General features: G+C 29.0%; 2 protein-coding genes. Both read right to left on the reverse strand.

Annotated elements, in window-relative coordinates:
* Window positions 1–145: 145 nt before the first annotated feature.
* Entirely contained in the window at window positions 146–2,536 is a 2,391-nt protein-coding gene (locus tag KSK37_RS13935; RefSeq protein ID WP_217202120.1) for a DEAD/DEAH box helicase, read from the reverse strand.
* Window positions 2,503–3,414 (reverse strand): Hachiman antiphage defense system protein HamA, encoded by a 912-nt coding sequence (locus tag KSK37_RS13940; RefSeq protein WP_217202121.1) that lies wholly within the window; start codon window positions 3,412–3,414, stop codon window positions 2,503–2,505. The genes KSK37_RS13935 and KSK37_RS13940 overlap by 34 nt, the downstream gene beginning before the upstream one ends.
* Window positions 3,415–3,828 lie beyond the last annotated feature (414 nt).

Raw genomic sequence — 3,828 nt, forward strand, 5'->3', positions numbered from 1 at the left:
CCATCCGAAAATCCGAAAAACTTTCACCGCTAAAAACAAAACCTCCTTTAAATCGCTTTAAAAGAGGTTGTTTTTTATTGAGTTTTCAGAACTTGACGCTGAAATTTGAGGTTGTGCAACGGTTACCCATGTTAGCTGTAGGCTTTTATTCTTCAATTATTTTCTTCACTTTCTCAAATATGTTTTTCTCGTAAGTGTCAAAGCTGTTTCTAATATTTCTTGCTTGTTCGGGTGTTTTTGCATCATAATAAGCCACAATTTTGTTTGGAACTCCATAATCACTAGCAATTTTTGCTTCCTCCGAAAATGCATTGTATTCAAGTTTAATTAAAAGTATGTCGATACCAGAAGTCTCCTCTAATGGTTTGTTTTCTAATTTTGAAATATAGTATTTATACATCAAGTTGAATACACCTAAATATTTAACCAGTTGATACTTAAATGTATTATAAATTAGTTCTGCTGTTTCTCTCATTGCGGAGTCAATACATTCCGAAATTTCCTTTTCCTTGGAATTTGAAGAGAACTCTCTTGGAGTTACTTTCTTGCTATTAAGTTTTCTTGATAATAGATAGTTGTAGTTACCTTGAAAACCACCAGAAATATAGCTGCTTAATGCGGCAAATAAAATGGAATAATCATTAACATCATTTGGTTTAAACTTGAACCTATTTTCTATTAATGCTTTGAGCTTTTCGTTTTCTACGCGCGGTAGAATAATGTCTAGTATTGTTTGAAAACCATCTTTATCTAAACTCATTGTAATAGAGTTTAAACTACTTATCAGTTTTTTTATTAGTGATATTTTTGTAGATCTCAATTGCGAAATGTCTTTATAAATTTCTATTTTTTGTCTTTTACTAATAACCTTGAATTGATTGATTATGTAATCTGGAATTCCAAATTGTTCTTGAAGTTTTTTTAATTCTTCAATTTGTTCTTTTGTTCTATCGTCTAGATACTCGGCTTTAGTCATTTCAAGTTCTACTTCGTTTTTCGAAGTTTCAATATCATAATTTTTATGTTCTATTGGTTTTCCTTCTTGTTCAATTACTTCTAAAAATTCATTGTCAAGAGTAATAACTCTACCAACATAATGCTCCATAAATCGACCGGCTCTTCCTGCAATGTTTTTTGCATCAAATTTTAGTAACGGTTTGATATGTTGACCACCACCTTTACTGCTTTTATAAACAATCATATTTTTTGCAGTCGTATTTACGCCTTCTGTTATTGTAGTTGTAGCGGACAAAATATTCAAATTGTTTTCAGCTTGATTAAATAAATCAATAATTTCTTTCTGAATGTATTTTGGAACAACACCGTGGTGAACACCAATCCCTTTTTTTAGAGCTTTAATTACAATCCATCTTTCGTCAAAAGTTGTTACTAGGTGATTTAAGAAGTCAGAAAAGCTTTCTGTTGAAATTTCGGTTCTTTCGTATTCTCGAGCTACACTTTCTGCAATTGATTTGGTGTTACAATAAATTATTGCGTTTTCGTTTTGTAAAAGAATACGGTCAAATAATTCTTGAATCTTGGCTTTTTTTGTTCCTTTTCCTTTCAAATTGACATCAAGAGAATCAAAATTGGTTTGTATTTTAATATCAGCAGAGTATTTATTTACTTTTACAATCTCGTATTCATTAAGAAGTATTTTTTCAATCTTAAAGTCCTCTAAAAATAAATCAAATGACGGATTGTATTTGTCATCGGTTTTTTCAAATACATCAATGTATGGACCAGCAATAAATAAATCAACATTTGTATTGATTGTTAAACCAAAAAATAATGACATTCTATAAGCAATATCTCTTTCATTTTCTTTGCTCTCATCGTCAATAATATAGCTGTTGTCAATTTTGTAAACTTCATCAACAAAAATAAAATCTACTTCCAGTTCTTTATTTTTGTCTAGATATGACAAATACCTTTCTGGTGTGAAAATTAATATGTTATTTTCTTCGGGATTTATTTCAGAATCACTCAGAGTATGGATTTTGAAACCATTTAATAATTTAATCTTTCCCTCTTTTATTCTTGATAGATTTTCTGATAATAATGCAATGCTCGGAAATATTAGAATTACGTTTTTGTAATTCATTTTATTGATTATTTCATAAACTAAATGAGTTTTTCCAAATGAAGTGGAAGCAGACAAGAAGTAGCGATTTAGTTTTCCAGTTGTAAATAAGTCTAAAACTTCTTTTTGATAGAGATGAAGTTTTGAATTTTCGTTTGTATATAAAGTCGATTCAAAAATTAGAGCAGAGATAACGTCTAGTTTCACATTTTCTTCATTTTTTAAAAGTATTTTGTCTTCATTGAATTTATATAAAATATCATAGTAATGAGGTACTCCAGCCTTTGAAGACAGGTGAATTAAAAAACGGTAATCTGAATCATCTAACTCGTAACTTTTAATAAAATCAAAATATTCACAAACTTTTTCTAAGAATTTATGTCTTGGTAATTCTTGATTTTGAAATTGATTTAAAGCAATTACGACATCAACGGTTCTTTGTTGTCTATCCATTCTATAATTTGTTTTTTACATTGCTTTACATCAGATATTGGAAGTAAAATGAAAAAAATTGAATAATCGATTCCGATATTTGGGAAGCTTGTAGTGCTATATTTTGTATTAATGTGCGTAATTATTTCGTTGATAGAATCATTGTAGCCATCTCTATGCTGATCATAGGTTATTAGAATTGGATAAACTAATTTAATATTATTGCTATTTAATTCATCCACTAAATTTGAAATTAGAGACTTTTCCCATTTATCTAGAATCTTATAAATTGTACTGTCTTTATCCTGAATATTTCCTTTGCTTTGTAAGATTGTAGTAAAGTTTGTGTCGATAAGATAATCATTTGATATGGCTTTAGTAATGTTGCTAAAAACGCTATCTACAGCAGAAGTCCCATTTTGATAAAATTTTGTTTCTCCAAACCAAAGTTGTAAATCACTTTCATTTTGAATTAAGTGGAAACAATCATAACCTGTAACTTCTGACTTTTTTTGAATGTCATAAAAATAGCCACGACAAACTAACGTTTCGTTGTTGTAAAAAATCTTTAGTAATGAATATAATAGCGCTTCACCGTAGAAACCTAACTTTAATTTGGCTGTTTCATCAGCAGCCTCATTAAACTTGAATTTTCGCTTAAAAGCATTTTCAAACATACCTTGATGATAACCACCTTCGAGTTGATATTGGTCGTATGAATAATACAACACACTTTCATAAACAATTCTTGATAATTTTTCTAAATCATCAATTTTATAACAGTCATCATTTAGATTAGTATGTGTTATACAAGACTTTTGATAACTTAATGTGTTGTTAGGCAAATTATATTCTAAAAGTATGCTCTCTGTAATTAAATCTAGTAAACTTTGTTTCATTCAATTTGTGCGTAATATTGGTTTAAGCTTCTGACTAACGTTAAATTTAAATATTGATTATCAAATAGTTATGTGTTTTCATTTTTTGACTATTTGATTATCCAAAATAGTAAAAATTTCTTCGTTAGCGGCTAAAAACAACTCCGTTTTCGAGTAGGAGAATTACAGCTAACGGTTGGGTATTTCTGCAGGCGGGATAAAAATACGAAAACTTTCTACTTGCTGAAAACTTAATTAATCGCTATAATCTTCAACTGAAAACTTCGTACCCGCTTGTAGAAATACTGTGTGCCTGTTGCACAACCAAATATACTAATAAATTACAAATTCCTGCATGAGTGAAAAAACCATAAAAACATTCATTAAATAATTGATAATCAGTTGCATAGTTTGATTCATTTCCTTAAATTAGCC

Source organism: Kaistella soli (assembly GCF_019038595.1).
In the GTDB taxonomy this organism is placed as follows: domain Bacteria; phylum Bacteroidota; class Bacteroidia; order Flavobacteriales; family Weeksellaceae; genus Kaistella; species Kaistella soli.

Excerpts from the sequence above, each read along its gene's own strand:
- KSK37_RS13935 (WP_217202120.1), bottom strand. The coding sequence starts at position 2,536 with ATGGATAGACAACAAAGAACCGTTGATGTCGTAATTGCTTTAAATCAA.
- KSK37_RS13940 (WP_217202121.1), bottom strand. The coding sequence starts at position 3,414 with ATGAAACAAAGTTTACTAGATTTAATTACAGAGAGCATACTTTTAGAA.